General features: G+C 50.0%; 17 protein-coding genes. 16 read left to right on the top strand and 1 reads right to left on the bottom strand.

What is annotated here, in order from left to right:
* Positions 1 to 3: 3 nt before the first annotated feature.
* The 7 genes from DPEP_RS12070 (at position 4) to DPEP_RS12040 (ending at position 6,992) form a co-directional block, all read left to right on the top strand.
* Positions 4 to 606, top strand: a complete 603-nt coding sequence (locus tag DPEP_RS12070) for a site-2 protease family protein (protein WP_005662461.1) — start codon at positions 4 to 6, stop codon at positions 604 to 606.
* A 9-nt stretch (positions 607 to 615) separates the two neighbouring features.
* Positions 616 to 1,407, top strand: coding sequence for a 5'/3'-nucleotidase SurE (gene surE / locus DPEP_RS12065; protein WP_005662459.1), 792 nt, complete (start codon positions 616 to 618; stop codon positions 1,405 to 1,407).
* Positions 1,408 to 1,883: 476 nt separating this feature from the next.
* A complete protein-coding gene (thrC, locus tag DPEP_RS12060; protein WP_005662457.1) occupies positions 1,884 to 2,930 on the top strand; it encodes a threonine synthase in 1,047 nt (348 codons plus the stop codon).
* Positions 2,927 to 3,856: a homoserine kinase gene (thrB, locus tag DPEP_RS12055; RefSeq protein ID WP_005662455.1), complete on the top strand. Its 930-nt coding sequence runs from the start codon at positions 2,927 to 2,929 to the stop codon at positions 3,854 to 3,856. The genes thrC and thrB overlap by 4 nt, the downstream gene beginning before the upstream one ends.
* A 20-nt stretch (positions 3,857 to 3,876) precedes the next feature.
* The gene (locus tag DPEP_RS12050; protein ID WP_005662453.1) at positions 3,877 to 4,347 is read left to right on the top strand and encodes an ACT domain-containing protein; all 471 of its coding nucleotides are present in this window, start codon (positions 3,877 to 3,879) and stop codon (positions 4,345 to 4,347) included.
* A gap of 78 nt (positions 4,348 to 4,425) precedes the next feature.
* A complete protein-coding gene (locus DPEP_RS12045) occupies positions 4,426 to 5,244 on the top strand; it encodes an aminotransferase class IV (RefSeq protein ID WP_241760482.1) in 819 nt (272 codons plus the stop codon).
* Positions 5,232 to 6,992: a putative bifunctional diguanylate cyclase/phosphodiesterase gene (locus tag DPEP_RS12040; protein ID WP_005662450.1), complete on the top strand. Its 1,761-nt coding sequence runs from the start codon at positions 5,232 to 5,234 to the stop codon at positions 6,990 to 6,992. The genes DPEP_RS12045 and DPEP_RS12040 overlap by 13 nt, the downstream gene beginning before the upstream one ends.
* Here the strand turns inward: DPEP_RS12040 and DPEP_RS12035 are convergent.
* Positions 6,984 to 8,006 carry an aldo/keto reductase gene (locus DPEP_RS12035; RefSeq protein ID WP_241760517.1) on the bottom strand — a complete coding sequence of 341 codons (1,023 nt, stop codon included), beginning with the start codon at positions 8,004 to 8,006 and terminating at the stop codon, positions 6,984 to 6,986. The genes DPEP_RS12040 and DPEP_RS12035 overlap by 9 nt on opposite strands.
* 355 nt (positions 8,007 to 8,361) lie before the next feature.
* On the opposite strand from DPEP_RS12035, the gene DPEP_RS12030 reads away from it, so the two are divergent.
* The 9 genes from DPEP_RS12030 to DPEP_RS11990 all read left to right on the top strand — a co-directional run bounded on the left by DPEP_RS12030 (position 8,362) and on the right by DPEP_RS11990 (position 23,643).
* Positions 8,362 to 10,794 (top strand): Synerg-CTERM sorting domain-containing protein, encoded by a 2,433-nt coding sequence (locus DPEP_RS12030; protein ID WP_005662446.1) that lies wholly within the window; start codon positions 8,362 to 8,364, stop codon positions 10,792 to 10,794.
* Positions 10,795 to 11,001: 207 nt separating this feature from the next.
* Positions 11,002 to 11,184 (top strand): hypothetical protein, encoded by a 183-nt coding sequence (locus DPEP_RS12025; RefSeq protein WP_005662444.1) that lies wholly within the window; start codon positions 11,002 to 11,004, stop codon positions 11,182 to 11,184.
* 408 nt (positions 11,185 to 11,592) lie between these two features.
* On the top strand, positions 11,593 to 12,096 hold the full coding sequence (gene brxF / locus DPEP_RS12020) for a BREX-3 system P-loop-containing protein BrxF (protein WP_005662442.1): 504 nt from the start codon (positions 11,593 to 11,595) through the stop codon (positions 12,094 to 12,096).
* Between the two features lie 6 nt (positions 12,097 to 12,102).
* Positions 12,103 to 15,846 (top strand): DUF6079 family protein, encoded by a 3,744-nt coding sequence (locus tag DPEP_RS12015; RefSeq protein WP_005662440.1) that lies wholly within the window; start codon positions 12,103 to 12,105, stop codon positions 15,844 to 15,846.
* 7 nt (positions 15,847 to 15,853) lie between these two features.
* Positions 15,854 to 17,521 carry a DNA glycosylase AlkZ-like family protein gene (locus tag DPEP_RS12010; RefSeq protein ID WP_005662438.1) on the top strand — a complete coding sequence of 556 codons (1,668 nt, stop codon included), beginning with the start codon at positions 15,854 to 15,856 and terminating at the stop codon, positions 17,519 to 17,521.
* Between the two features lie 197 nt (positions 17,522 to 17,718).
* Positions 17,719 to 20,565, top strand: coding sequence for a DNA methyltransferase (locus DPEP_RS12005; protein WP_005662435.1), 2,847 nt, complete (start codon positions 17,719 to 17,721; stop codon positions 20,563 to 20,565).
* Positions 20,565 to 21,872, top strand: coding sequence for an RNA-binding domain-containing protein (locus DPEP_RS12000; protein ID WP_005662434.1), 1,308 nt, complete (start codon positions 20,565 to 20,567; stop codon positions 21,870 to 21,872). The genes DPEP_RS12005 and DPEP_RS12000 overlap by 1 nt, the downstream gene beginning before the upstream one ends.
* 159 nt (positions 21,873 to 22,031) lie before the next feature.
* Positions 22,032 to 23,078 (top strand): IS5 family transposase, encoded by a 1,047-nt coding sequence (locus tag DPEP_RS11995; RefSeq protein WP_005662432.1) that lies wholly within the window; start codon positions 22,032 to 22,034, stop codon positions 23,076 to 23,078.
* A gap of 121 nt (positions 23,079 to 23,199) precedes the next feature.
* A complete protein-coding gene (locus DPEP_RS11990) occupies positions 23,200 to 23,643 on the top strand; it encodes a Fic family protein (protein ID WP_005662430.1) in 444 nt (147 codons plus the stop codon).
* Positions 23,644 to 23,655 lie beyond the last annotated feature (12 nt).

Genomic DNA, 23,655 nt, shown 5'->3' with positions numbered 1-23,655 from the left:
CATATGTCTGGACAAATCGCCGATATACTTCTGACCCTGCCTGCCGTGCTCTGGGCCATATCCTTTCACGAATTCTGCCATGGTTGGGTGGCCTATCAGCTGGGAGACCCCACCGCCAGAGACGCCGGCAGACTTACGTTGAACCCCTTGGCCCACTTCGACGTCATAGGGGCCATAATGTTGCTGTTGTTCCATTTCGGATGGGCCAAGCCTGTTCCCATCGACCCACGTTACTTCGGCAAGCCAAGGAGGGACATGGTGTTGGTCTCGGTGGCAGGGGTGGCGGGGAACATCTTCACCGCTTTGGTCGTAGGTCTGATACTGCGTTTCTTTCCCGGTCCCTTCATGGCCAGCCCGGCTCTCGGAAGGGTCATGATACTGATGGTCTACGTAAACGTAGGGCTTGCGGTGTTCAACCTCATCCCCATCCCCCCTCTGGACGGATCGAAATTGATTTACCCTCTTATTCCCCGATCCTGGATGAAGGGCTGGTTCTACCTTGAGAGGTACGGAATGATAGTGTTGTTGCTTTTGATCGCAGTCGGGGTGGTCGGGGCAATAATGCGCCCGGTCATGTACCTTTTTCTGAGACTTATACTGGCTTGAGGTGAATCTATGAGATTATTCGTTACCAACGATGACGGAGTGTACGCTCCTGGAATAGCGGCTCTGGCCAAGGCCCTTAAAGCCGGAGGTCACCTTGCGACAGTGGTGGCTCCCGATAGAGAGAGAAGTTCCGTAGGTCATGCCATAACCCTGACCAGACCATTAAGGGTCTGGTCTGTGGTCAGCGATCTTTACCCCCATGATCTAGACGTCCACGCCTGCGACGGAACCCCCTCGGACTGCGTGGTACTGGGGGTGGACGAGATATCCTCCGGCACGGACATAGTCATATCCGGGATAAACAACGGTCCCAACCTGGGAGACGACATAACCTATTCCGGTACGGTCTCAGCCGCGATGGAGGGATCCATCATGGGGTACCCATCGGTGGCAGTGTCGCTGAACTGTTCTAGAGGAGACGAAGAGCTCCATTACGATGCTGCCGCGGCGGTAGTGGTCCGTCTGGTCGATTGGCTTTCCCACAACCCCATGACGGACGATATAGTTCTGAACGTAAACGTACCGAACCTGCCTCTGACCATGATGAAGGGATTGAAGGTTACCCATAAGGGAGTCAGGGTTTACGCCGATAAGGTCACCAAACTACAGGATCCCTTCGGACGCACCTACTATTGGGTGGCCGGTAAGCCGGAGGACGATCTGGTGGAGGGCAGCGACGTATGGGCGGTGGCTCACGGCTACGTCTCCATAACCCCGATACACATGGACATGACCCATTATGGCACCTTGGATACTCTAAGGTCCGGAGGTTTGGAAAAGACGAGGATTTCCGAGGATTGAGAGGATAAAAAAGTGGCGATGGGGGGGATCCCATCGCCTGGGGTGGTGGATTTTGGAGGGTTCCACAAAACGTCCGCTTCTTGCGGACGACTACATAATAGCATCGGCCCCCTTTATGTCGATATAGGGAAAACCCCCTAATTTACTCCGTCTCTTTGGATCCATAAAGTCGAGCGTCCCGTCCTTGACATAGTTATGTCGCTGCTGTAAAGTACTTTATCAATCAAATCGGAATAAAGCGATGAAGAGAGCCAGTACCGATCGAAACCGGTCTCAGAGAGGGAAGCTCGTGGGCTGAAAGGCTTCCCGGCAAGGACTTTCGGGAATACCACCTCGGAGCTTGTTGTGTACTTCTTTAGAGAGCCGGTTTTTACCGGAACTGGAGTGGAACCGCGGCCGGACTCGGTCGTCTCCAGGCATTGGGCCTGTTGAGACGATCGGGTCCGGTTTTACTTTATCTAGAGGAGGTCTTTTTCATGGCTCAGGGAATTTTAAGGAGATACGGGGAACATCTTCCTATAACGGACAGAACTCCCGATCTGTCTCTCTGCGAGGGTAGCACCCCGCTTATCCCTCTGATAAATCTCGGTAGGGAGCTCTCCGTCGAGCTTTACGCTAAATTCGACGGTTTAAACCCCACCGGGTCCTTCAAGGACAGAGGGATGGTCCTGGCGGTGGCTAAGGCACTGGAGGAAGGGGCCCGTTCTGTGGTCTGTGCCTCCACAGGCAACACCTCCGCCTCCGCCGCTGCCTACGCCGCCAGGGCAGGTATCCCCTGCTTCGTGGTCCTACCTTCCGGCAACGTGGCCATGGGCAAGCTCGCCCAGGCCATCGCCTACGGAGCTAAGGTAGTACCTATAGAGGACAATTTCGACGTCGCTCTTGACCTTGCAAGAAAAGGGGCGGAGGAGATGGGCATGGCGATAGTCAACTCGGTCAACCCTTATAGGCTTATGGGACAGAGAAGCGCCTCCTGGGAGATCTGCGACGAGCTGGGCGATCGGCCCGACTGGTTGGTGTTGCCTGTGGGCAACGCTGGAAACATCTCCGCCTACAGGGAAGGCTTCGATTACTATTCCTCTTTGGGACGCTGCTCCGGATTGCCCCGGATGGTAGGAGTTCAGGCTTCCGGTTCGGCCCCTCTGGCATTGGGACGGGAGTTTCCCGAACCGGAAACCGTGGCGACCGCCATAAGGATAGGCCGTCCGGTAAACGCGGAGAAAGCAAAAAAAGCCGTATCCGACAGCGGGGGAGCCTTTCTCGCGGTGGACGACGAAGATATACTAGAAGCCCAGAGGCTCTTGGCCGGTAGGGATGGGATCTTCGCCGAGCCCGCTTCCTGTGCCGGAGTGGCGGGACTGATGAAACTGAAGGAACGGGGCGAGTTGCCCGAGGGCATAAGAATAGTCACGGTCCTGACGGGGAACGGCCTCAAGGATCCGGACGCCCTTCTATCCAGAATCTCTCCGATCGAGCCGGTGAAGGCCCAATGGTCCGTCCTGGAGGAGATCTTCAGGTCATGATATCCGTAAGGGTCCCAGCCACCAGCGCCAACATGGGGTCGGGGTACGACTCCATCGGCTTGGCACTGGGGTTTTACAACGTTTTCAAGGTCAAAGGATTTCTTGAAAGAGGAATCTACAAAATAGAGGTCTTGGGCGAAGGGGCTGGCGAGGCGGAAAAACCGGAGGAAAACGGATTCGTCCTGGCCTACGAGGCCACCTGTCGGAGATGGGGAATAGCCCCCCCCGGGCTGGATCTGCTGAGCCTCAACGCGATCCCGTTTTGTCGAGGGTTGGGAAGCTCCTCCTCCGCCATAGTCGGAGGAGTTATGGTGGCGAACGAGCTCAGAGACGAGCCCCTTTCCAAGGAAGAACTTCTGCCCCTCATGGTAGAGTTGGAGGGACACCCGGACAACGTGGTTCCCTGCTGTCTGGGCGGTTTCGTGGTCAGCTGCTGGCTCGATGGAGACCTGCGCTACGTAAGGCTCCCCTGCGGAGAGGAGGAGATGACCGCCGTGGTGGCCGTTCCCGACGTGAGGGTCCCTACCTCTCAGGCGAGAGCGGCTTTGCCTAAGTATGTCCCTATGGAAGACGCTGTTTTCAACCTGGGCCGTTCCGCTCTTTTAGCCGCTTCCTGGGCCACTGGAAAGTGGGAAAATCTCTCATGGGCGGTAGGGGACCGTATTCACCAGCCATTTCGGTCGAAGCTTTTTCCCGGAGGGGAAAAAATTCTCGAGACCTTGAGGGAAATTCCCGGATGCGACGGCGTGGCAATAAGCGGATCCGGCCCTACCATGGTGGCCTTCACCAGATGGTCTCCTGAAAAGCTCGCCAGGCCTATGTGCCGGATTTTTGCCGAGGCCGGAGTTCACTCCCGGTTTTTCGTATTGGACGTCGATCGTTACGGAGCATCGGTCGAAACGACGTCGGATTTCAAAACCCTTTGAAGAGAGGAGATGTCTATGAAATGTCCGGTTTTTCCATAGATACCATCGTCTGCGACGTCGATGTCGCTAAAGTGGCGGTGCTGGGGGTTCCCGATCGTCCCGGCATAGCGGCCCATCTTTTTTCCGCCCTTAAAGAGGCTCAGGTACCAGTCGAGATGGTCATCCAGAGCGTCATGAGAGGAGACGTAAACGACATAGCCTTTCTGATAAAGGACTCCCGCATAGGAGAGGCCATAGACGTCTGTCGCAAGATGCCCGGCGAAATAGGCGCCCAGGGGGTGACCTTCGATACAGAAATATGTCGAGTGGCCCTTTATGGAAAGGGCTTTTCCGGCCGTCCCGAACTGCTGTCCGACGTCTTTTCCGCCCTGGCCGAGAGGGGCATAAACCTGGAGATGATAGTGGAGACTCCAGAATCTCTGTGTTGCATCCTGGCTAAATCCAGATCGGAAGAGGCGTTGGATATTCTCAAGAAAAGGTTCGATTCCTGAATTTTTTGAGGTACAATACCGGGAGTGCTATGAAAGTTTACATAGACCTTTGGAGGGATCGATTTGAGACTTTGCTATATGGACGGAAACTTCCTTCCCTTTGATCGTGCCGCTCTTCCTCTCTCGGATCACATAATACTTCGAGGCATAGGAGTCTTCGATCTCGTCAGGACCTACGGCAGAAGGCCCATGATGATGACCTATCATCTGGAGAGACTCTTGAAATCCGCTTCGGCCCTGGGAATAGAGAACAAGCTTGGAGTGGAGGCTATGAAATCCATAGTCAGAGAGGGAATCGGCCGGATGGATGGAGACGGAGAGGTTCTGGTGAACTTCTACATAACCGGAGGAGATAATTTCGTGGACGGATGTCGTTTCCCCGATCCCCGTTATTTCGTTTCCTTTCAGGACCTGGTTCTTCCCGATAAGGAGCTTTACGTCAAGGGAGTCCGGCTTTTTCCCCTGGACAGAGCTAGGCTGATGCCTTCGGCGAAAAGCATAGACTACAGTGCCGCCTTGGCAAAAAACAGCGTCGATCCCGGGGCCCTTGAAGTGCTTTACTGTCCAGGGGGCGGAATAACCGAGGCGGGACACAGCAGTTTCTTCATGATAAAAGACGGAAAGGTCGTAACCGCTCCGGACGACGTGGTTCTAGCCGGAACCACCCGATCTCTTCTCCTTCAGATACTGACGGAAAACGAGATCGACCTGGAGCTGCGGGTTCCGTCTCTGGAGGAGCTGTCCGAGGCCCAGGAGGCCTTTATAACCGGATCGGTGAAGGAAATAATGCCGGTCGTTCAGGTAGGGGACATAACGGTGGGGGACGGCGATCCCGGAGAAGTTACCGGTAGGATAAGGAAGCTCTACCGAGAGAACATCCCGAGATGGCTGGAGTAGCGAAGATCGTCTCTCTCGTTCGTTCGCTTTTCGAGAAGGCGATAAAAAAGGCGATACCGGCCGAAACGGTAAACCGTAAGGACAGAATATCCCTGAAGAGACTCTTTCAGACCCTGCCGGACGGAGTGGTCCTGCTGGACCCGAACGAGAAAGTAGTGGACGTCAACGACGCCTTTCTCGGTATATTCCGTTTTTCAAGAAAAGACCTGCTGGGTAAAAAACTGGACGAGATGATTCTTCCCCCCGACAGGGTGGACGAGGGGCTGGCGATAAACCGAAGGATATTAGAAGATAAAAAAGTAGAGTTAGAGGGAACCCGCCTCAGAGGCGACGGAGAGATCATAAAGGTAATGATCTTCGGGTGCCCCATAGAGGTGGACCGAAAACTCGTCGGTTTCTACGGCATATATCGGGACGTCACGAAACAGGCCGAGGTTGAGGCGAAGGTCCGCCGTCTGGCCTTTCGAGATGAACTGTGCGACCTTCCCAACAGGGTGTCTTTCGTGAGGGAAGGCCGCTTCAGGGTAAAGAGGGGTGAGCCCTTCTCGATTCTTTACATCGATCTGGACCGGTTCAAAAACGTGAACGATACCTTAGGACACGCCATAGGCGACGAGTTGCTCCGTTGCGTGGCAGACCGCATCTCCAGGGCGCTCGATCCCTCCTCCATGGTATCCCGTCTTGGCGGCGACGAGTTCGGAGTCATGATATATTCCGACGATTACTGCGACGCCTACTCGGTGGGTAAATCGATATTGGACTGCATGGATGGGCCGTTCAAGCTTTCTGAAAGGGCCCATATATCCATAGGCGCCTCGGTGGGAATCTCCGTCTATCCTGATCACGGCATCACCTGGGAAGATCTTTTCGGCCATGCCGATATAGCCATGTACGAGGCTAAGAAATCGGGACGAAAGATAGTCTTCTTCGACGACGTAATGGGGGTCTCTTTTCGGGAGCGTATAGGCATGGAACGTCGCCTCGCCGACTCTCTTGCGAGAGAGTCGGGGCTGTCTCTGGCATATCAGCCAAAGGTGGACATGTCCTCCGGAGAGGTCTTGGGGTTTGAGGCCCTCTGTCGTTGGAAAGACGGAGAGGAAGATCGCTCTCCCGAGCTTTTCATACCGGCCGCTGAGGAAACAGGCCTCATAGTTGATCTGGGACGATGGGTTATGGAGAAGGCCTGTCGTAGAGGGGCACTCTGGCTGAAGGAGGGACTTAGAGTTCCCCTGGCCGTTAATATATCGGCGAAACAGGTTCAACAGGACGACTTCGTCCTCATGGTAGACCGAATCCTGGAGGAAACGGGATTTCCTCCGGAACTTCTGGAGCTGGAGCTGACCGAGTCGACCCTGATGAAAGACCTGGACAGAAGCTGCAGTATGTTGGAGAGTCTGAAAGAACTGGGCGTCTCCCTCGCCATAGACGATTTCGGAACGGGATACTCGTCTCTCGCCTATATGGCCCGTTTCGACGTGGACATCCTCAAGATAGACCGATCCTTCATGCCTGGTAAAGAGGCTCCACCGTTGAACGAGGCTATAGTGAAGAGCGTCGTGGCCCTCGCCGATGCGAGAGGGCTTAGGGTGATAGCCGAAGGAGTGGAGACGGAGGAACAGAGAGATCTGCTCCTCCGCATAGGCTGTGTGTCGGCGCAGGGCTTTCTCTACAGCCGCCCCGTGCCGGAAGAGGCCGTAGCCGATCTGTTTTCTCGTGGCTTCGGTTCCCTTCAGCCCTCCTTAAGGTAGTTTCTTGCCGGCTTTTTCCCTGTAGAACTCTCTGTAGAAGACGAGGTTTTTCCTGAGCAGCTCCGGGGTATCCAGGCCGTAAGGACAATGGTTCTTACAGTGATCGCAGTGTATGCAGTCCTCTATCTTTTCCATCTTGTCACGCCACTCGTCGGACATGAAGGGCTGCCAGGGCATCCTGCCCAACAGAAGTGACATCCTGGCCGCCTGAGGAATGTCTATTCCGGCGGGGCAGGGCAGACAATAGCCGCATGAACGGCAGAAATCGCCGGAAAGTGCCTTTCTGTCCTCGTCTATGAGATCCTGGAGCTCCTCCAGCGACGGAGGAGCCGCTTCCAGCTCGAGAAACTGTTCCAGCTCCGACTTTTTCTGCATTCCCCATATGGGTACCACGTTATCGAACTGTCTCAAAAAGGCGAAGGATAATCTGGCGTCGGTGATAAGCCCGCCGGACATACCCTTCATGGCGATGAACCCGACGTTCCTTTTCGAGCATTCCTCCACCAGCTCCACGTCCCTCTGGGCCGACAGATGGTTCAGGGGAAACTGTACCGTGTCGTAATATCCCGAGCGAACCGCCTCCATCGCCCTGTCCAGGCTGTGGTTGGTGTAGCCTATGAAACGAACCTTTCCCTCTTCTTTCAGCTCCGCCAGGGCGTCGTACATGCCGTCCTCTCCGCCGGGCAGAAAAACCTTCTTCGGATTGTGAAACTGCAGTATGTCCACGTAGTCGGTCTTCATCGTCGCCAGACTGGTCTCCACGTGCTCCCTGAGCTCCTGGGGCGTCGTGGCGTGGCTTTTGGTGGATATAACGATGCTGTCTCGAACGTCCGACAACGCCTTTCCGATCTTTTCCTCGCTGTCCGTGTAGGCCCTGGCGGTGTCGAAGTAGTTGATCCCCTTCTCGAACGCCTCCCTCAACAGCTCTGCCGCATCCTCAAGCGGAATCCTCTGTACCGGAAGAGCGCCGAAGCCGCTTCTGGTGACGGAAAGCCCTGTCCTTCCTAAAATCATCTTTTCCAAATGAAGCCCCCCTCTCTGTGTGTAGATTATAGGGCAAGAGAGTCTTTCTTGGGGAAAGGGAGCGGAAGATGTGCCTAAATATATATTTAGGGTAGCTACGACTTAAAATGTCGTATGCCTGGTGTAGTATTTTAATGTCAACTTTTCTGAAGGTCAGAAGAGGGCTGAGTAGAAGGTTTAATTATTCCTGCTGAAAATATGATCTACAAAATGTAACTACTCAGTAAGCTAGGTCGTTGGAGTGTCTGTAAGGGGGTGTTAGAACAGGGCAGGAAGATACCTTATTAAAGCTGAAATTCTTTAAACAAGGAGATCTTCTAAATTAAAAAGAAAGAGGTATTTTATCATGACAAAAAGGTTTGTAAGTCTGTTCTTGTTGGCCTTTCTAGCGGTGGCAGTATTTTCTTGTCCCACCTGGGCCTCGGCTTTCTCACAGCCTCAAAAACCGTCAGATCCCATACCAGCGGACAATGCCGTCGATGTTCCATTGGACCAAACGTTATCCTGGGCACGCTGTTACAACGAGGATGGAACTCCGATAGCAGGATATACTATTCAAGTAAGAAACGAAAAGGGAACGTACATGAGCAGTGGAAGTATTTCATCTATAGGGCCAAGTAGAATCACTTTCGAAACGTCCGGCTTTTACCCGGGGGATAAGTACACGTGGGAAGTTAGTGCTAGGGACAACAAAGGGAGTACCTGGAAAAGTAAGTTTAGTTTTACGACGACAGCCGTAGCTTTGCAGACCGGAAAAGCAATTCTTGCGTACTCTATTCCCGGTCAGGTGAGCTCTATAATTGACAGCTCCGCTCATACTGTCACCGTGACCATGCCTAGCGGCACGGATGTATCGTCTATGGTGGCTGAGTTTACCCTCTCCGATGGAGCCTCTTCTGAGGTCGGCGGAGTAGCTCAGATAAGCAAAAAGACCGCCAACGACTTTACGAATCCCGTTACCTATAGAGTTACCGCCGAGGATAAAAGCGTTCGAGACTGGGTAGTCACGGTAAACGTTGCCCCAGCTCCAAGGATCGGCAAGGATATAACCAGTTACTCTATTCCCGGTCAGGTGAGTTCTATAATCGACAGCTCCGCTCATACCGTCACCGTGACCATGCCTAGCGGAACGGATGTATCCTCTATGGTGGCCGAATTTACCCTCTCAGGTGGAGCCTCTTCTGAGGTTGACGGAGTAGCCCAGATAAGCAAAAAGACCGCCAACGACTTTACGAATCCCGTTACCTATAGAGTTACCGCCGAGGATAAAAGCGTTCAGAACTGGGTAGTCACGGTAAACGTTGCCCCGGCTCCAAGAATCGGCAAGGATATAACCAGTTACTCTGTTCCCGGTCAGGTGAGCTCTATAATCGACAGCTCCGCTCATACCGTCACCGTGACCATGCCTAGCGGCACGGATGTATCGTCTATGGTGGCTGAGTTTACCCTCTCCGATGGAGCCTCTTCTGAGGTCGGCGGAGTAGCTCAGATAAGCAAAAAGACCGCCAACGACTTTACGAATCCCGTTACCTATAGAGTTACCGCCGAGGATAAAAGCGTTCGAGACTGGGTAGTCACGGTAAACGTTGCCCCAGCTCCAAGGGTCGGCAAGGATATAACCAGCTACTCTATTCCCGGTCAGGTGAGCTCTATAATCGACAGCTCCGCTCATACCGTCACCGTGACCATGCCTAGCGGAACGGATGTATCCTCTCTGGTGGCTGATTTTACCCTCTCCGATGGAGCCTCCGCTGAGATTGGATCTCTAAGTCAGGAGAGTGGGGTAACCGCTAATGATTTTACATCCCCCGTCTCTTACAAGATAATCGCAGAAGATAAGTCTTTTCTGAATTGGACTGTCACGGTATATCTAGATACCGATCCTGTTACACCGGTGATACCAAAGGTTGAGCCTTCCGATATAGAACCTTTTAAATTGGAAGATGAAGATATAAGCTCTGACAGTGGAGCAAAGCCTATGACTTCCAGTGAGACAGCAGACATAGTCAACGGCAACGGAGATCTTTTGAAATTATTTAGCGAGGATAAAGTAGCGGAGATAGTTGCCGTGAATCTTGACGGTGATGTAAAGGATATAAAGTTTCCTGCAAAGAAGGATCACGCTAAGAACGTGACGGATATAGCCGTTAAATACGAAGGCTCTCAGGCTATAACTCCTGTGATTGTTCAGATAAAAAACAATGACTCTGATGATGGAGATAACTTTGATTTATCTCTTCCTGTGGCCCAGATCAGGTCTCTTATGGCGAACGTCTCCAATAACACCCTGACCTTCCGTCTTAAAATCTCCTCAAAAGAAAGCGTGATAATGTTCAACGGGAGAAATTTGGTAGCGGAAAGACTCGCTACAGTAGAGGAAAAGGACGGGGAGTACTACGTTGTTGTAAATGTGTCCAATCGTCCAGGGACTGGTTTAACCTTCGAGGATCTATCGGGGTCCGTCTTTGCTGTGGATACGGAAGAGCATCTGATACAGACTATCATGGAAAAGATAGGCTCAAGGAATTATAGCTATCAGGATCTTGTGAACATGGGATTATTGAATCTTGATTCGTTTAAATGGTATGAATATAAGAGTGAAATAGATAAACTGGTGGATCCAGTAAAAGAGGATATTCAAAAAGCTATCGATGCAATCAATACCGCAAAGCCTGTTCCCGCAAGCAGTGGAAGCGGTGGCGCTGGATGCTCTATAGGTGGGATTGCCCCAGCGGCACTTTTCTTGCTCTTGCCTTTGCTCCTGTTCCAGAAAAAATAACCGTATCAAAAAGTCCTCTTGCCTGAATGGCTAAGTTACCGAAGCCTAAACAGAGCTAGAGTTGCTACGGAGAGCGCCATTTTCTGGCGCTCTCCGATCTGGTGCAGTTCAACTGGGTCAACAGCTAATGTGAGAGCTAAAAACCCTATTTTAAGATTCGTTTGCTATGTTTATAAAGCATGTTTCTTAGACGTTAGGAGGAGTAATATGAAAGATACAAAATTAGAGCGAGAAAGCGTGGTCGATAATTCAGATCCGCAGCCTTTTGATACTGGGACTATAGCGAAAATTTTCATGATTGTATTTCGTGTGGTGGGCTTTATAGCAGTAGCTATAGTATCAATAGCTGCTGCATTAACTATACTCTATTCGGGAGGAAGGGATTCATAGCCGAAAAAGGGACCACCATAACGGCACACAGCGAAGAGAATCGGTTCTCTGAGATGTTCCATGTCCATGTAGGCTCTTTTACCCCCACTTGTAGGATGTTACATGTTTTGTCTTCCCGGTGTTATCTGTGGTATCGTAGATTTGCGGTAGCCTTCCTACCCTTGTGGGAGGGCTGCTGTTACGTTGTACTTCAAGTAAATGTGCGAAAGATATTGTACGTTATTGGCGAATTAGAGGAACAAGTGGTATGTTCCATTTTGGAACATACCACTCAACACGGAGCCATTGGGGGAAAACACAGATCCAACCGATCAAGCTCTGTGCATAGGTTGAGACTGGTGGCGCGGATACTCATACATCCGATGATAAATCGGATAAATAATTATGAATCATAGATAGGAGCAATAAATGGTAGATCCAATAGAAAATCAAGTGATACGATTGCTCGAAGCAGCGGAAGATCTATATCACCGTCTTGTGTTGATAGTTGGAAAAAGTGGTTCCGGTAAAACTTCCGTTGTTCAAAATTTGGCAAAACTGTATGATGTCGAGCCTATCAATATCAATCTGTGCCTATCGAAGGAGTTGCTTGAATTAACTGGAAAACAAAGGCAATTGAGGTTGGGCAGGATTTTAGCACAGACAGTCAACGGGAATGGGGACAAGGTTTTTCTGGACAACATTGAGATCCTTTTTGATGTTGAGCTTAAGCAGGATCCGTTGCGCTTGTTGCAGGGAATATCCCGAAATTTAACTGTTGTGGCATCTTGGAATGGCACCTTTGAAAAAGGCAAGCTGATATATGCGGAGCCAGGTCACCGAGAATATAGAAGTTACGATTTAACAGACACTCTGGTTGTCAGCGTGAGCGGTGAGGCTACGTTAAATTTAAAAAAAACTAAGCGAGGGTAGACTAATATGAAGTACGGAGAGCTAATTCAATTTGATCCAATAGAATCGGTCGTTCAGCTACGGGATGCTGATAAAAAAAGTGCTGCTCATCAACTGGTTGATACTTACGTAATTTCTGATGAAATGGCAGAGCGAATGGTTCGCATTGTAATTCCTCAGCTTCAGTTTGAACAGCCCGTCGATAACAAAGGCCTCTTGGTGGTCGGTAATTACGGTACCGGTAAATCTCACTTGATGTCTGTCGTTTCCAGTATTGCTGCCGATGCATCTCTGCTTGACAGTCTAAACCACGAAAGCGTTAAGTCGGACGCAGAAAAGATTGCCGGTAAATTTAAGGTCATCCGTACAGAAATTGGAGCAACGACCATGTCACTCAGAGATATTCTGGTGGCAGAACTGGAAGAGCATCTCGAGAATATGGGCGTAAGTTACCTCTTCCCGGACTCGGGAACAATCACCAGCCATAAGCGGGTTTTTGAAGACATGATGTCCAAGTTTGGCGAAGTTTTTCCTGAACAAGGTCTCCTACTGGTAGTCGATGAGCTACTGGATTATCTGAGGACTCGAAAGGATCAGGAGCTTATCCTCGATTTGAACTTCCTTCGCGAAGTCGGCGAGGTTTGCAAGGACCTTCGCTTCCGTTTTATGGCCGGTGTGCAGGAAGCCATATTTGACAGCCCGAGATTCGCCTTTGTCGCTGACAGCATTCGTCGGGTAAAAGACCGGTTTGAACAGATACTTATTGCCCGAAACGACGTTAAGTTTGTGGTCTCGGAGCGTCTGTTAAAGAAAACCACAGAACAACAGGCAAAGATCAGAGATTATCTCACCCGGTTTGCCAAATATTACGGTGGCATGAACGAGCGCATGGACGAATTTGTCCGGCTATTTCCGATACACCCTGATTACATAGATACGTTCGAAAGAGTGACCGTTGTCGAAAAGCGTGAAGTCCTCAAAACCCTATCCATAGGCATGAAGGGCTTTTTGGATAAAGACGTCCCGGACAACGAGCCCGGCCTGATCGCCTTTGACAGCTACTGGAATACCTTAAAACAAAATCCATCCTTCCGGGCTATCCCAGAAATCCGGGCGGTGATTGACTGTAGTCAAGTGTTGGAATCACGGATCGAAAACGCCATCACCCGCAAGCAATACAAACCCATGGCACTCCGCCTGATCCACGCGTTATCCGTCCACCGCCTAACCACTGGTGATATCTACGCGCCAATGGGAGCCAGCGCAGAGGAACTGCGCGACCGTCTCTGTCTGTTTGATCCATTGATTGCAGAGCTGGGCAGTGATGAGCCCGACAAGGACCTGCAGACCCACGTTGAAACCGTTCTTCGAGAAATACATAAAACCGTCAGTGGTCAGTTTATCTCCTTTAACGCTGATAACCGTCAGTTCTATCTTGACCTAAAGAAAACCGACGATTTTGACGCCCTGATCGACAGACGGGCCGAGAGCTTGGGTGATGCACAGCTCGATCGATTCTATTATGAAGCCTTAAAACGAGTCATGGAATGCCAGGACTCGACCTATGTGACCGGTTACAAAATATGGCAGCACGAACTGGTCTGGCAGGATCACAAGGCTGCCCGCACCGGCTACCTCTTTTTCGGTGCACCCAACGAGCGATCTACTGCCGTACCGACCCGGGATTTTTATATCTACTTCATTCAGCCAAACGACCCACCACGATTTAAAGATGATAAGGTCAGCGACGAGGTCTTCTTCCGCTTAAAGCCGTCAAAGGATACCGGTGAAGAATTCCAGACATCTCTGAAAAGCTATGCCGCAGCCCTCGACTTAGCGGGCACATCTTCAGGCCATGCCAAGGCCACCTATGACGCCAAAGCGAATGGCTTCCTGAAAAAACTGGTGCAATGGCTGCAAAAACATATGTTGGAGGCCTTCGAGGTTACCTATCAGGGCCGGGCCAAATCCATGACGGAATGGGCAAAAGGCAAGTCCATCAGAGACATTTCAGGTCTATCACCGCACGAAACCATCAACTTCCGGGATCTTGTCAACACCATTGCCGGAGTGTGCCTTGCACCTAACTTTGAAAATCAGGCACCCGAGTACCCGTTTTTTCCCGTCCTGATTACCGAGAGCAACAGGGCTCAAGCGGCCCAAGATGCTCTCCGGGCAATCGGCGGCCAGAACCGAACAAAACAGGCAACGGCTGTACTAGATGCCTTGGAACTTCTGGATGGAGAAAAGATAGCCCCTTACAAATCCAAATACATAAGTTTCATCCTCGACATCGTAAAGGCCAAAGGTCACGGCCAGGTCGTCAACCGGAATGAAATCATCAAGGACGATCACGGTTTGGAATATATGAATCCGGATAGCTCTCGTCTTGAACCGGAATGGGTAACGGTGCTGATAGCCGCTCTGGTTTACTCCGGCGACATCGTTCTGTCTATCCCTGGGAAGAAGTTCGACGCTACCGGACTCCAGCAGCTTGCGGCAACTGGAATGGATGAACTCATCCGATTCAAGCACATTGAGCAACCCAAGGAATGGAATCTCCCGGCACTCAAGTCTATGTTCGAACTTCTCGGCATGACACCTGGAATGGCCCAGCTGATTACTCAAGGCAAAGAAGAACCGATTCAGGATCTGCAGCAAGCCGTAGGAAAACTGGTTAAACGGATCGTGATGACACAACAGGCCTTGCGTGAAGGGCTTTCCTTCTGGGGACTTGATCTTCTTGCCGGGACCGATCTGGCCAATCAGGTATCTGGACTGGATGCTGCCAAGACGTTCCTTGAGTCGCTCCAAGCCTACACATCACCGGGCAAATTGAAGAATTTCCGCTACAGCATGGACGAAGTGAAGGCCCATGAAAAAGCGGTAAAAGCGCTGGATGATCTAGATGCTCTGCGAAAATTTGTCATGGACCACAGTCCGACGGCCTCATGGCTTTCAACCGCCGAGGGCGTCCTTCCTCCAGAGCATAACTGGGTGAACCGCATGAAAAACACCCGGCAGGATGTACTGGAAATGCTCAATCAGACTGACCTGACAAAGCTGGCGAACCAGTCCCAGGTTATCGGAGCAAAACTTCAGCAGCTTAAAAAAGACTACATCGTTGTCTACATCGGCCTGCATACCAAGGCCCGACTGGGCGTAAACGACGACAAACGCAAAGCAGCCTTGGTGGAAGACCATCGACTGCAGACGCTCCTGAAGCTGGCAGGTGTCGATCTGATGCCGAGACAGCAACTCATTGATTACCAGAACCGGTTGGCCGGGCTGAAAAGCTGCTTTGCCTTGACCGAAGGGAATTTGGATACCACACCGGTCTGTCCTCACTGCGGGTTCCGCCCATCGGTGGAAACGGGTGTCGCCCAAGGTTCACAGATGATCGATCAGATGGATAACGATCTCGAAGCCATGGTGGGTAACTGGACTTCAACGCTTCTGGCTAATCTGGAAGATCCGATCACCCAAGCTAACATGAACCTACTGAAGGTAGACGATCGTGAGCCGCTGGAAGCGTTTATCAAATCCGGGGAGCTGCCGGTTCCGTTGGATACAAACTTTGTCCATGCCCTGAAAGAAGTGCTGTCTGGGTTGGTTAAAGTATCGGTTAAAGCGCAGGAGTTACAAAAAGCATTGCAGATTGAAAGTGGCCCGGCAACACCTACAGAGATCAAAAAGCGGTTCGACGATTTCATCGATCAGCTGACCAAAGGCCAGGATCCGGCTAATGTGCGAATCGTCATGGAGGGATGAACCACGGATGGACACGAATGAACACGAAATTGGCAAGTTGATTCAGCAGGGCGAAAGCTTGGAGCTGGAATTCAAGAGCGACTCAAAGTGTCTGCCGGATCGTGATTTGGTGGCTGCCGTAGTGTCTTTGGCCAATACTGATGGAGGAGATCTCTTGCTTGGTGTCGAGGATGACGGCACGGTTACCGGTTTGCACGCGAATCACCTCAATGTAACGGGGATTCCTTCTCTCATCGCCAATAAAACCAATCCTGCCATATCCGTTAGAGTGGAACGGTGTGATCTGAAGGGCAAAACCATCGCCCGCATTATCGTGCCCAAGTCTCGCCAGCTAGTATCGACATCCGAAGGTCTTCTGGTAAAGAGACGACTCAAGCTGGATGGTACACCTGAAGCGGTGCCGTTTTACCCGCACGAGTTCATTCAGCGACAATCATCAATGGGAATTGTCGATCCTTCAGCCATGGTTCTGGAGCAAATCGACCTCTGTCAACTCGATCCTCTGCAACGACTGCGCATTCGGAACGCTATCAAAAAATACGGAGGCGATCAGTCTTTGCTGGCGCTGGCCGATGAGGAACTGGATGGCGCCCTGGGGCTTTGTCGAGAGGTGGGCGGCGCAAGGCGTCCGACGATAACCGGTTTACTGCTCTTGGGAACCGAAGAACTGTTACGTGAGAACCTTCCCTCTTACGAGGTGGCCTTTCAGGTATTGCAAGGCACGGATGTCAAGGTCAATGAGTTCTACCACAAGCCTCTGCTGGAAACCTTCGAGGAAGTGGAGCTTCTTTTCAGGGCAAGAGTTGAGGAAGAAGAGATTCATGTGGGTCTTTTCCGGGTTCCGGTTCCCAACTATGATCGTCGCGCCTTCCGGGAAGCCTTCGTCAATGCCCTGGTTCACCGGGATTTCAGCCGTCTGGGAGCCGTACATGTTAAAATCACGGATGACGGACTTTCCATCAGTAATCCCGGAGGGTTTGTGGAAGGCGTTACCTTGAACAACTTGCTGGTTGCCGATCCCCGTTCCCGCAATCCTTTGCTAGCCGACGTGATCAAACGCATTGGCCTGGCTGAACGTACCGGGCGTGGCATTGATCGCATTTACGAAGGTATGCTTCGCTACGGCAGGTCTGCTCCGGATTATTCCATGTCCAACGAGTTCACAGTAGTCGTGCAACTGGTCGATACGGCTGCTGACCTCGATTTTCTCAAGATGGTGGTCGAGCAGGAGGAAAAGCTGGAGAACATGCCTATCGACTCCCTGATCATCCTGTCCCGTCTGCGAGAGGAACGCCGTTTGACCACCGCTGACCTTGCCCCATCTGTCCAAAAGACGGAGGCCAATGTTCGGGCTACTCTGGAAAAACTGGTGGAAACCGGCTTTCTGGAACCTCACGGTGTTGGCAGGGGCCGGACCTATACACTTAGCGCGACGGTGTACCAAAAGGCAGGAAAGAAGTCTGAATATATACGCCAGGCCGGTTTTGCACCGATCCAGCAGGAGCAGATGGTGCTGAATTATATCGCAACCCATGGCAGTATTAAACGAGCGGATGCCACTGATTTGTGTCGCATCAGCCCGTTTCAAGCCACGCGATTACTTAAACGCATGGTAAAAAATAGTTTGATATCGCCGATTGGACAGGGAAGGGGGACTCGTTATGTGCAAAAATAACAAAAATACGAGCAGCGCACGCAATCGTTCGTATTTTACGAGCGGCGAACGTGTCTGCACCTATTTATGCTCGCCGAGCGTAACTGGCCGTACCGAGCAAAAGCGAGCTTTACCAACGTGCATAGAATCGCGCAGAACTTGGCTTTATTATCATTCGTGTGAATTTATGTCAATTCGTGGTTTAAATAGAGAAGAATATGAATAAACAAAAAAAATTATTTAAGACAAAGTTTATTCCCGGCAAACTGGGTAGCGGCAACCTTTTTGAGGAAGAGCTTGTTCCCGCGAATGATGGGCCGGTGAAATGCCTTGGTCTGGAATTTGAAAACGACGACGCCAGGCGTGCCCACTTTACGGAGGAACTGCGCAAAAAACTGCAGGATCCGGAATTCCGCAAGATTGAGGGCTTCCCGATCGGTGAAGATGAGGACATCCTAAAACTGAGCGATCCGCCATATTACACAGCCTGCCCGAACCCATGGATCGGTCAGTTTATTGAGGAATGGGAGAGCCAAAAGCCGGAAAAGCCAGCGGACTACCATTATCACAGGGAGCCTTTTGCCGCCGATGTCAGCGAGGGGAAAAATGACCCCATTTATAACGCCCACTCTTATCATACCAAGGTGCCGCACAAAGCAATTATGCGCTACATCCTGCATTACACAGAACCGGGGGACATTGTTTTTGATGGTTTCTGTGGAACCGGTATGACAGGTGTGGCTGCCCAGATGTGTGGTGATCGGGATGTGGTCACGTCGCTTGGTTATCAAGTGAAACCAGATGGCACTATTCTTCAGGAAGAGACTGATGAGGATGGCAAAAAAGTATGGAAACGCTTCTCAAAACTCGGCGCTCGCAAGGCCGTGTTAAATGACCTGTCTCCTGCGGCTACCTTTATCGCTTACAACTACAACACACCGGTTGATGTTCATGCATTTGAGAGGGAGGCAAAACGTATTCTCGCTGAAGTGGAAGAGGAATGCGGCTGGATGTATGAAACACTTCATACTGACGGTAAGACGAAAGGCAAGATTAATTATACTGTGTGGAGTGATGTGTTCGTTTGCCCTGAATGTACTGGTGAGGTTGTGTTTTGGGATGCCGCGGTCGATAAAGAAGCAGGAAAAGTTAGAGACTCTTTCCCATGTCCACATTGTCACGCTGAATTAACTAAACGAAAAATGGAACGTGCCTGGACAACGAATTTTGATTCCGCCCTGAATAATTCTGTTAAACAGGCAAAGCAAGTGCCCGTTCTTATTAATTATTCGATAGAAGGCAAGCGTGGTCGTTTTGAAAAAAGTCCGGATAAGAACGATTTAACACTGATTGAGAAAATTGAAAACAGCGAAATCCATTACTGGTTTCCAAATTATCGAATGATGAAAGGAAAAGAAACCCGCCGCAATGATCCTGCTGGTATCACCCATGTGCATCATTTCTATACAAAAAGAAATTTATGTGTGTTAGCTGCTGTTAGAATAAGAAGCTCTTCAAGTTTTTTGATTAGTCAACTTGCTATGTGGTGGACGTTAACAAAACTCTATAGATATAGATGGGCGGGTGGAATAGCGGGTGCTGGGGGTGGCCCAATGGCAGGAACATTATACATTCCATCTTTGATTAAAGAAATTTCAGTATTGGTCTCTGCAGTGGACGTATTCAATAAGAATATTCGCAAAAAAAAATTATTTGCGAACTTCTTGAGGCACCCGCTTTCAACGAGTTCCGCTAATTGGATTGATTATAACAACAACAGTGTGGATTACATCTTTACGGATCCACCTTTCGGAGCCAATCTCAATTATTCAGAGCTTAGCTTCATTTGGGAATCATGGTTAAAAGTATGGACGAATAACAAGCCAGAGGCTATTGAAAACTCTGTTCAAGGCAAGGGCGCTACAGAGTATCGAAATCTAATGGCTGGTTGCTTCAAAGAAGCTTACCGAGTGCTAAAGCCTGGTCGCTGGATGACGGTTGAGTTTTCAAACACCAAAGCATCGGTTTGGAGTAGTATCCAAACAGCCCTTACTGAAGCTGGATTTATTGTAGCAAACGTTTCGGCCCTCGATAAGAAACAAGGGAGCTTTAAGGCTGTAACAACTCTAACAGCGGTTAAACAAGACCTTGTTATCTCAGCTTATAAACCTAATGGTGGCTTTGAAGATAGGTTCGAGGAAGAGGCTAAATCTGAAGAGGGTGTCTGGGATTTTATTCGAACTCACTTGAAATATCTACCAGTAATCAAAAAACAAGGCTATGATCTCGTCGCAATACCTGAACGTGACCCACGCATCCTTTACGATCAGGTTATAGCCTATTACGTGCGTAAAGGCTACAACGTTCCCATCGACAGCCAAGATTTTCAGCTTGGCTTATCGCAACGTTTCGCCGAGCGTGATGGCATGTACTTCCTGCCGGAACAGGTGGCGGAATACGACCGTAAGAAGATGATCGGTGGCGGAAGACCACTACAGCAGTCGCTGTTTATTTCCGATGAAGCATCGGCCATCGAATGGCTTCGCAGTCTGTTACGTGACAAGCCACAGAGTTTTCAGGATATCAATCCACTCTTTATGAAGGAGATTGGTGGCTGGAGTAAAAACGAGGTGGGCCTGGAGCTCTCCACACTGTTGGAGCAGAACTTCCTGGCATACGATGGCAAAGGTCCCGTTCCTGATCAAATCCACAGCTACCTCTCCAGTAACTGGAAGGACATGCGTAATCTGCCGAAAGAGGATCCGGCGTTGGTCGCCAAAGCCAAAAATCGCTGGTATGTGCCCGATCCTAACAAAGCGGGGGATCTTGAAAAACTGCGCGAAAAAGCCCTCTTGAAAGAGTTTGAAGAATACAAGCAGGCCAAAAAGAAGCTCAAAATATTTCGGCTTGAGGCGGTTCGCGCCGGATTCAAGAAAGCGTGGCAGGAACGGGACTATAAAGTGATTATCACCGTTGCCGAAAAAATCCCGAACAACGTACTTGAGGAAGATCCCAAGCTGCTAATGTGGTACGACCAAGCGGTTACACGGGTGGGAGACGAGTAATGACGGAACAAGAAATTTTTGATCTTCTTAATCAGCATGAGTGGAAGGACGTTGAGTTTAAGGAAGCCCAAACAGCAGTTCCTAAGAGTGCTTATGAATCTGTCTCTGCCTTTGCTAATACTGAAGGTGGGCACCTTGTTTTTGGTGTAAAAAAAGACGGTTCTAACTTCAAAGTTGTTGGAGTCATAGATGTAGATAAGGTTCAGAACGATTTCATTACAGCTCTAAGGCAAAAGGACAAAATCAGTTGTATCATCGATGTAAAAGAGGACCTGAAAACGGTTTCGGAAAAAGACCTGCTCATTTTTTATATCCCGGAAGCAAATCGTTCTGAAAAGCCAGTTTACCTGAGTGGTGATATGAAAAGAAGCTTTCTCCGCAAAGGTGCATGTGACGTCAAATGCTCTGATGCAGAATTGAAACGCCTGCTGAGCGATGCGTCAAAAGATCGATATGATGGCGGCACAGTTGATTATGATATCGGTAAATGCTTCAACTCAAAGGATATTGCCTGGTATCGTCGCCAATATGAAGAAAAAACTGGAACACGAAGTTATGCTGATTTAGATGATGAAGAGTTTTTGTTTCAATTTGGCTTGATTAAAGAGACTGAATCGGGTCGAAAACCAACCGTTGCTTCCATACTTCTATTTGGTCAGGATGGCTATCTGAGAGGTTTTCTGCCAAGGCCGATTATTGACTGCCAGCGTTATCTCTATAAGTCCGATGCCATCGGTATTGAGCGCTGGCATGATCGGACCGTTTGCGATTACAATCTTATGCAGACTTGGGCCTCAATCATGGAATGGTATTATCGCTTTGCAGAAATTCCTTTTGAACTTGATCCCGGAACCATGCAGCGGAAGGACCAGCCTGTTGACTACATTCCTTTCCGTGAAGCAATTGTAAATATGTTGATTCATCAGGATTACTCGGATCATGTCCGCAAGCCTGTTATTCAGCATTTTTCTGATTTAACCCGCTTCTGGAATCCGGGTGATGCGTTTGCTTCACTCGAAGATTTACTCGATCCCGGTGAAAAAGAGACAAGAAATCCACTGATTGTCAGTGCTTTCAGGCGAATAGGATTCAGTGAAAACGCTGGTTGGGGTTTGCGTGATGTGTTCAAGTCATGGCGGGGATTGGGTCATGTTCCTCCCGAGATTATCAATGATAAACCAAAGAAATCTTTCGAACTTATTTTAAAAAAGGAAATATTGATTTCAAGATATCAACGAAAGTTCCAAGAAGCTATCGGCGTTCATCTCTCTGAAGATGAACGCCGCTGTGTTTGCATTTGCATGTAAAAAGTTTACACCGTTTTCTCTGAGTGAAATAAGAGCTGTCATTAACAAGCGGGCATCTCTAAAAACTCCCCTAACTGGCAGGGAGAAAAACCCCTGTTTAGGCTGGGATGTTAAAATACCGGTTGTAACCAAAAATTCTCGAGAAGGGATGGGATCCCCTTGAAACAGCGGAGCCTCTTTGCGGAAGAAATAGCCTACGATAGCCTTGAAAAGGTGAACGATCCACTGGTACGAATAGAGAAAGCGGTGGACTGGTCCATCTTCGAGCAGCCGTTGAAGGACTTCCGCGAAGGGCTCAGACAGAAGGATTCTCTGGGAGGAAGAAAGCCCTTCCCTCCTCTTCTCATGTTCAAGATCCTGGTGCTTCAGGCACTGTACAACCTGTCGGACGACGCAATGGAGTTCCAGGTAAGGGACAGGCTTTCCTTCAGACGTTTTCTCGGCCTCTCCCTGGAAGCCAAAGTCCCTGATGCCAAGACTATATGGCTTTTTAGGGAGCAGCTGACCAAGGCGGAACTGATGAAGCCTCTGTTCGATCTTTTTGACGGTCACATCCGTAAAAGCGGCTTCAAGGCAAAAAAAGGCCAGATAGTGGATGCCTCCATAGTGAAGGTCCCGATCCAGAGGAACAAACGGGATGAAAACCGCAAGATCAAGGATGGAGAACCACCGGAAGACTGGCCCGACAACAAGAGATCTCAAAAAGACACCGATGCCAGGTGGACGAAGAAAAACGGCAAAAGCTCCTTCGGCTACAAGAACCACATAGAGATCGACTCTCAGAACAAGATCATCCGTAAATACAGCGTAACCGAGGCATCGGTCCACGACAGCAACGTATTCGAGGAACTCATCGATCCCAGTAACAGCAGCAAGGACGTCTATGCCGACTCAGCTTATAGAAGCCATGAGAAAATCTCCTGGCTTGAGGAACGAGGCTACAGACCGAAGATCCAACGAAAAGGATACAGAGGCAAACCCATCACATGGTGGGAAAGACAGGGTAACAGAACAAGATCCAAAGTCCGAAGCCGAGTGGAGCACGTCTTTGGAGCCCAAACCATGAAGGCCGGCAACCTGATAGTTCGAACTATCGGGAAAGCCAGAGCTTCAACCGCTATAGGACTGAGAAACCTGGCCTATAACATCGTTCGATTCTCGTTCCTGATGATGAAGTCAGGAGCTCTGTGTTCTGTACCCAAATGACGGTAAAAGCCGAGTTGTTACGGTCACCGGAGCGACAAAAGAGAATCATCTTAACGCTGATTTAGCCTAATTTGTCGCTGTTTCTGGTCTGTGGCTTTTTTGTCTGCTCAGACCGCTAAATATGGGGTTGCTAGAGGTGCCCAAGCCTGTCTCCACCTGTACTGATGTGGCAAATCAGCTGGTTAATCAGGTTTTGCTGGTAAAACTGGCAGATAGCCTCTTTGAACTGACACCCGTTATGAGACAGAGATTTCAGGCCGAGACCCAAGTCGAGGCCCAAGTTGAGGAACAAGAGGTCCAAGTCGAGGCCCATGTAAGCCTGACATCTACTGAGCGAAAAATTTTGTTTGCATTAGTGGAAGATGAGAAATCAGCCAGGGAACTCACTAAAGCCGCTGGTTATAAATCCAGGACCGGTAATTTCAAGCGTAGTCTTGAGAAATTATTGTCAGAAAAACTGATCCAAATGACAAACCCTGAAAATCCCAAGGCCAGCAACCAGAAATATGTTATTTCTGAACACGGCTTCAGACTTTTAAAAGCATGGGAGGAGCCGAGTGACTAATTTGGCGTCGAT

Source organism: Dethiosulfovibrio peptidovorans DSM 11002, assembly GCF_000172975.1.
In the GTDB taxonomy this organism is placed as follows: domain Bacteria; phylum Synergistota; class Synergistia; order Synergistales; family Dethiosulfovibrionaceae; genus Dethiosulfovibrio; species Dethiosulfovibrio peptidovorans.
This window is presented reverse-complemented; position numbering and strand designations above follow the sequence as displayed.

Excerpts from the sequence above, each read along its gene's own strand:
- DPEP_RS12050 (WP_005662453.1), top strand. The coding sequence starts at position 3,877 with ATGTCCGGTTTTTCCATAGATACCATCGTCTGCGACGTCGATGTCGCT.
- brxF (WP_005662442.1), top strand. The coding sequence starts at position 11,593 with ATGGTAGATCCAATAGAAAATCAAGTGATACGATTGCTCGAAGCAGCG.
- DPEP_RS12025 (WP_005662444.1), top strand. The coding sequence starts at position 11,002 with ATGAAAGATACAAAATTAGAGCGAGAAAGCGTGGTCGATAATTCAGAT.
- DPEP_RS12070 (WP_005662461.1), top strand. The coding sequence starts at position 4 with ATGTCTGGACAAATCGCCGATATACTTCTGACCCTGCCTGCCGTGCTC.
- thrC (WP_005662457.1), top strand. The coding sequence starts at position 1,884 with ATGGCTCAGGGAATTTTAAGGAGATACGGGGAACATCTTCCTATAACG.
- DPEP_RS12000 (WP_005662434.1), top strand. The coding sequence starts at position 20,565 with ATGACGGAACAAGAAATTTTTGATCTTCTTAATCAGCATGAGTGGAAG.
- DPEP_RS11990 (WP_005662430.1), top strand. The coding sequence starts at position 23,200 with ATGGGGTTGCTAGAGGTGCCCAAGCCTGTCTCCACCTGTACTGATGTG.
- DPEP_RS12010 (WP_005662438.1), top strand. The coding sequence starts at position 15,854 with ATGGACACGAATGAACACGAAATTGGCAAGTTGATTCAGCAGGGCGAA.
- DPEP_RS12035 (WP_241760517.1), bottom strand. The coding sequence starts at position 8,006 with ATGATTTTAGGAAGGACAGGGCTTTCCGTCACCAGAAGCGGCTTCGGC.
- DPEP_RS12015 (WP_005662440.1), top strand. The coding sequence starts at position 12,103 with ATGAAGTACGGAGAGCTAATTCAATTTGATCCAATAGAATCGGTCGTT.
- DPEP_RS12040 (WP_005662450.1), top strand. The coding sequence starts at position 5,232 with ATGGCTGGAGTAGCGAAGATCGTCTCTCTCGTTCGTTCGCTTTTCGAG.
- DPEP_RS12045 (WP_241760482.1), top strand. The coding sequence starts at position 4,426 with ATGGACGGAAACTTCCTTCCCTTTGATCGTGCCGCTCTTCCTCTCTCG.
- thrB (WP_005662455.1), top strand. The coding sequence starts at position 2,927 with ATGATATCCGTAAGGGTCCCAGCCACCAGCGCCAACATGGGGTCGGGG.
- surE (WP_005662459.1), top strand. The coding sequence starts at position 616 with ATGAGATTATTCGTTACCAACGATGACGGAGTGTACGCTCCTGGAATA.
- DPEP_RS12030 (WP_005662446.1), top strand. The coding sequence starts at position 8,362 with ATGACAAAAAGGTTTGTAAGTCTGTTCTTGTTGGCCTTTCTAGCGGTG.
- DPEP_RS12005 (WP_005662435.1), top strand. The coding sequence starts at position 17,719 with ATGAATAAACAAAAAAAATTATTTAAGACAAAGTTTATTCCCGGCAAA.